This window comes from Streptomyces sp. NPDC006197, assembly GCF_040613865.1.
Taxonomy (GTDB): Bacteria; Actinomycetota; Actinomycetes; order Streptomycetales; family Streptomycetaceae; genus Streptomyces.
In genome coordinates, this window is the sequence record NZ_JBEXSZ010000262.1 from 1 (window position 1) to 5041 (window position 5041).

5 protein-coding genes and 1 pseudogene are annotated in these 5041 nt (G+C 73.6%); 4 read left to right on the plus strand and 2 right to left on the minus strand.

Annotated elements, in window-relative coordinates; all coding sequences use genetic code 11:
- The 4 genes and pseudogenes from ABZ318_RS39000 to ABZ318_RS39015 all read left to right on the plus strand — a co-directional run.
- A pseudogene (locus ABZ318_RS39000) lies at positions 1-94 on the plus strand (peptide ABC transporter permease); the annotation flags it as partial.
- An 8-nt stretch (positions 95-102) separates the two neighbouring features.
- A complete protein-coding gene (thiE, locus tag ABZ318_RS39005; protein WP_356907156.1) occupies positions 103-756 on the plus strand; it encodes a thiamine phosphate synthase in 654 nt (217 codons plus the stop codon).
- A gap of 104 nt (positions 757-860) precedes the next feature.
- Positions 861-1778, plus strand: coding sequence for a methylenetetrahydrofolate reductase [NAD(P)H] (gene metF, locus ABZ318_RS39010; RefSeq protein ID WP_356907157.1), 918 nt, complete (start codon positions 861-863; stop codon positions 1776-1778).
- Positions 1779-1832: 54 nt separating this feature from the next.
- A complete protein-coding gene (locus tag ABZ318_RS39015; RefSeq protein WP_356907158.1) occupies positions 1833-2651 on the plus strand; it encodes a hypothetical protein in 819 nt (272 codons plus the stop codon).
- A gap of 21 nt (positions 2652-2672) precedes the next feature.
- Here the strand turns inward: ABZ318_RS39015 and ABZ318_RS39020 are convergent, their stop codons facing one another.
- Both ABZ318_RS39020 and ABZ318_RS39025 read right to left on the minus strand, forming a co-directional pair.
- The gene (locus ABZ318_RS39020; RefSeq protein ID WP_356907159.1) at positions 2673-4082 is read right to left on the minus strand and encodes an NAD(P)/FAD-dependent oxidoreductase; all 1410 of its coding nucleotides are present in this window, start codon (positions 4080-4082) and stop codon (positions 2673-2675) included.
- Between the two features lie 54 nt (positions 4083-4136).
- A complete protein-coding gene (locus tag ABZ318_RS39025; protein WP_356907160.1) occupies positions 4137-4784 on the minus strand; it encodes a DUF4126 domain-containing protein in 648 nt (215 codons plus the stop codon).
- Positions 4785-5041: the final 257 nt, after the last annotated feature.

The following is a 5041-nucleotide window of genomic DNA, read 5'->3' on the forward strand; positions in this document are numbered from 1 at the left end:
CGTCGTCGCCACCATCGCGCTGGGCACCTACATCGCCCTGGAGGCGACGCTCTCCTTCCTCGGCGTCGGCCTCAAGCCCCCCACCGTCTCCTGGGCCCACCCATGTCCACGCCTCGCGAGCGACTCGCCGACGCCCGGCTCTACCTGTGCACCGACGCGCGGAAGCGCCAGGGCGACCTGCCGGACTTCCTCGACGCCGTGCTCTCCTCCGGCGTGGACATCGTGCAGCTCCGCGACAAGGGCATGGAGGCAGGTGAGGAGCTGGAGCACCTCGCCGTCTTCGCCGACGCCGCCCGCCGGCACGGCAGGCTCCTCGCGGTGAACGACCGGGCCGACGTCGCCCACGCCATCGGCTCCGACGTCCTCCACCTCGGCCAGGGCGACCTGCCCGTGCCCGCGGCCCGCGCGATCCTCGGCGACGAGGTGCTGATCGGCCGCTCCTGCCACGCCGAGAGCGAGGTGGCCGCGGCCGCCGCCGAGCCGGGCGTGGACTACTTCTGCACCGGCCCCTGCTGGCCCACCCCCACCAAGCCCGGACGGTACGCGCCGGGGCTCGGCCTCGTGCGGTACGCGGCGGAGCTGGCCCAGGACCGGCCCTGGTTCGCCATCGGCGGCATCGACGAGACCAACCTCGACGAGGTCCTGGACGCGGGCGCCCGCCGGATCGTCGTCGTCCGCGCCATCACCGAGGCCGCCGACCCGGCCGCCGCGACGGCCGCCCTCGCCAAGCGCGTCCGCGAGCGCGCCGACGTGTAGGACCCTCCGAAGCCGTCGGAGGCCGTCCGGCGAGTCGTCCGAAACGCTGTCCAACACTCGGACGGGGTTTACGCGGTTCCCTGGACCGCGTCTAACCTGCCGGTATGGCCCTTGGTACCGCTTCCGTCCGATCGGACCGTGCACGCACGGTCCGCGACATCCTCGCTGCCGGTGACACGTCGTACTCCTTCGAGTTCTACGCGCCCCGCACCGAGAAGGGCGAGCAGGTCCTCTGGAACGCCATGCGCCGGGTCGAGGCGGTCGGCCCCAGCTTCGTCTCCGTGACCTACGGCGCCGGCGGCTCCACCCGCGGCGGCACCGTCAAGGCCACCCAGAAGATCGCCTCCGACACCACGCTCACCCCCGTCGCCCACCTCACGGCCGTCGACCACTCGGTCGCCGAACTGCGGAACGTCCTCGGCCAGTACGCCGACGCGGGCATCCGCAACATGCTCGCCCTGCGCGGCGACCCGGCGGGCGACCCGCTGGGGGAGTGGATCGAGCACCCGGAGGGCGTGAAGTACGCCGCCGACCTCGTCCGGCTGATCAAGGAGTCGGGAGACTTCTGCGTCGGCGTCGCCGCCTTCCCGGAGATGCACCCCCGGTCCACGGACTGGGACACGGACATCCGGCACTTCGTGGACAAGTGCCGCGCGGGCGCCGACTACGCGATCACCCAGATGTTCTTCGACCCGGAGAACTACCTGCGGCTGCGCGACAGCGTGACGAAGGCGGGCTGCGAGACCCCGATCATCCCCGAGGTCATGCCCGTCGTGAACGTGAAGACGCTCGACCGGCTGCCCCAGCTGAGCAACGCCGTCTTCCCCGCGGACGTGAAAGAGCGCATCCTCGCCGTCAAGGACGATCCCGCCGCTGTACGCTCCATCGGTATCGAGTTCGCGACGGAGTTCTGCGCGCGTCTGCTCTCCGAGGGTGTCCCCGGACTGCACTTCATCACGCTCAACAGCTCCACCGCGACACTCGAGATCTACGAGAATCTCGGACTGCACCAGCAGTCGTGACCGGTCGTACCCGCCCCGACCCGCGGCGGTGACCGTGGAGAGGGGCGGCGGGGCATGGGGTGGACGGTCCTCTACATCGCGTTCGGCGTGGTCGCGCTGTGGCTGCTGGGGGAGGTGCTCCTCCAGTACAAGGCGCGGCTGCGCTGGCGCCTGCTCGCCTTCGGCGGCTTCCTCTGCGTGGTCCTGGGCGTCCTGCTGCCCTCGGTCCTCGTCATCATCGCCGGAGCCGTGGCCTTCGCCGTCGGCCAGACCTATGTGACGCTCTCCTTCCGCCGCGGCTTCTCCACCGGCTGGGCCATCGGCGGCAACCCGGGCGCGAGCCGTCGCCGCAAGGCCGCCGCGCCGGCCGAGGCCGGACCCACCCTGGAGGTCACCGAGCTCTCGTACGACACGGTGGACACCGCGTACGAAACGGAGGACGGTCACGACCCGCGGCCCGAGACCGCCGCCGAGACCACGGCGGTCTACGAGCCGCAGCCGATGCCCGAGGACACCGGCCAGTACGGCGTCTACGACACCACCGCCCATCAGCAGGGCACCGGCTACGAGACGGGGTACGACCCCTACGCGCCCGCGTACGACCCGTCCGCCTACCAGCAGCCCGGCTTCGAGCAGCAGCCGGCCTACGACTACGGCGCCGACGCGGGGCAGCAGCAGTACGCCGCGTACTCCGACCCGTACATCGGCCCGGGGACGGACAGCCAGCAGTACACCCCGTACTACACCGACCCCTACGCCCCCTCGTACACCTACGACACCCCGCCCGGCGGCGTCTGGGTCCCGCAGCAGCGCGACACCGACCACGCCCCGGAGCAGTCCCCGTACGGCTACGAGCAGCCGCACCCGGACGACCAGCAGCAGTACCGCTACTGAGGACCCGGGCCTCCGCGGCCCCTACCGGGAGCCGCGGAAGTCCGCGCCCTCCACGATGAGTCCGGCCACCAGCGCGCCCGACATGCCCGCGTGGGCGAGCCCGCCGCCCGGGTGCGACCAGCCGCCCGCGAGGTACAGGCCCGGCAGCGGGGAGCGGTTGGCGGCCGGCAGGAGCCGACCGCCCGCCCCGGCGAGCGCGGGCCCCGGCACCTCGGCGGCGCCCGTGTCCCGCCGGACGTCCTCCGGGGTGCGGACGTGCCGCCACAGCAGTCGCTCCGCGAGCCCCGGCACCGCCCGCCCGGCCGCCTCGACCATCCGGTCGGCGAAGGGCTCCCAGGCCTGCCCGGGGGAGGTCCGCACGGTCGCCGTGACCGTCACCGACTCGTACGCGCCGTCCGGGCGCAGCGCCGGGTCGTCCGGCCGCAGCACGGTCACGGTCGGCCGCCCGCCCTCCGCGTGCACGACGGTCCGGTGGACCGCGTCCGCCTCCCGGGGGCCGCGCAGGGCCAGACAGACCGTCACCCGGCTCGTGCCGTTCACCTGGTGGCGCGGCACGTCCGGGCCGTGGTAGAGCGCCGGCACCGGGGCCCCGGAGACCACGTGGTCGGCCTCGACGGTCTCGCCACCGGCCGGCCGGACACCGGCCGCCCGGCCGTCCTTCTCCAGGACGTCCTCGACGGGCGTGTCGAACACGAACTCCACCCGCCGCTTCCGGCACCGCTCGTACACCGCGTCGGCGAGCGCCCGCAGGCCCCCGCCCACGTACCAGCTGCCGAAGGTCTGCTCCATGTACGGCAGGACGGCGGCCGAGGCCGGGGCGGTCGCCGGGTCGAAACCGTACGACCACGCGTACGCGTCGAGGAGGGCCGCGAGCCGGGGATCGCGCAGCTCCCGCGCCCCGACCTGGGCGAGCGTCGTCGTCGGGCGCCGCAGCAGACCCGCCTTCAGGGCCGGGTACGGCTCACGGGACAGCGGTGCCGGGTCGGCCGGCTGCGGCTCCTCCAGGAGCGGGCGCCGGGTCCGGTCCCAGGCCTCGCGGGCCCGCGTCAGGAAGTCGCCCCAGCGCTCGCCCGCGCCCGCGCCGAGGGCCGCGTCCAGGGCGGCGACCGTGCCGGCCCGGGAGGCGTTCGGCAGGTCGACGCGGGTGCCGTCGGCGAAGAGGTGGCGGGCCGCCGGATCGACCTGCGTCAGCGAGACGCACTCCTCAAGCGGCTCCTTGCCGGTCTTCACGAACAGGTCCCGGTAGACGGCCGGCAGGTGCAGCAGCCCGGGGCCGGTGTCGAACGCGAAGCCGTCGCGCTCGAAGCGGCCGACCGCGCCGCCGTACGTCGACGTCTTCTCGTACACCGTCACCGTGTGTCCGGCGACCGCCAGCCGGGCCGCCGCCGCCATGGCGCCGAGTCCCGCGCCGATCACCACAATCCGTGCCATGCGGACGAGTCTATGAGGCGCCCGGGACGGCGGCGGAAGCCCGGTCGGGCACGGTCAGAAGTGGTCGGACCCGTCGTCCGGCGGGCCCTGGGCCCGTGGCCGCGCCGCCGGGGCCGCGAGCCGTCTCTCCTCCCGCCGCTGGGACCGGCGGCGCCAGAAGCGGCGGATCCGCCGGGCGAGGAAGACCAGTATCGCCAGGCCCGACAGGAGCAGGGCGGCCGCGATGACCGACGCCGCCACCGGATGGAAGACCGCGAAGGTGATGATCGCGGCCACTCCGAGGTCCTCCGCCAGGCTCAGCGCGATGTTCGAGAACGGCTCCGGCGAGGAGTTGACCGCCATCCTCGTCCCGGCCTTGACGAAGTGACTGAGCAAGGCGGTCGAACCGCCGACCGCGCCGGCCGCCAGCTCGGGCAGCGAACCGTTCTGCCCGGCGAGCAGGGCGCCGACCACGGCACCCGCGATCGGCCGGATCACCGTGTGGACGGAGTCCCATACCGAGTCGACGTACGGAATCTTGTCCGCCACCGCCTCGCACAGGAACAGCACGCCCGCCGCGACGAGGACGTCGGTGCGCTGCAAGGACGCGGGCACCTCGTCGGTCAGCCCGGTCGCGCCGAAGACGCCGAACAGCAGGACCACCGCGTACGCGTTGATCCCGCTCGCCCAGCCGCTGGTGAACACCAGGGGGAGTACGGACACGCCCGCGATCGTAACCAGGACTGAGTACCCGTACCTAGGGGTCGAGATGAGTAGATGCGCGGATGGGGCCGGGGGCGTCCGGAGGAGAGAGTGGAGTCCACGGAAGGGGCGCGGCTCCGGTACCGCCGGCACGGGGCTGCGGAACGGGGCCGCGCACCTGCCGGCACGGGGGTGCGAAAAGAAGGCCGGTGCGGTGCCCCTGCGCCGCCCCCAGCTGCCCGAGGGTCCCGACATGAGGCTGTACCGGCGGCTGCGCT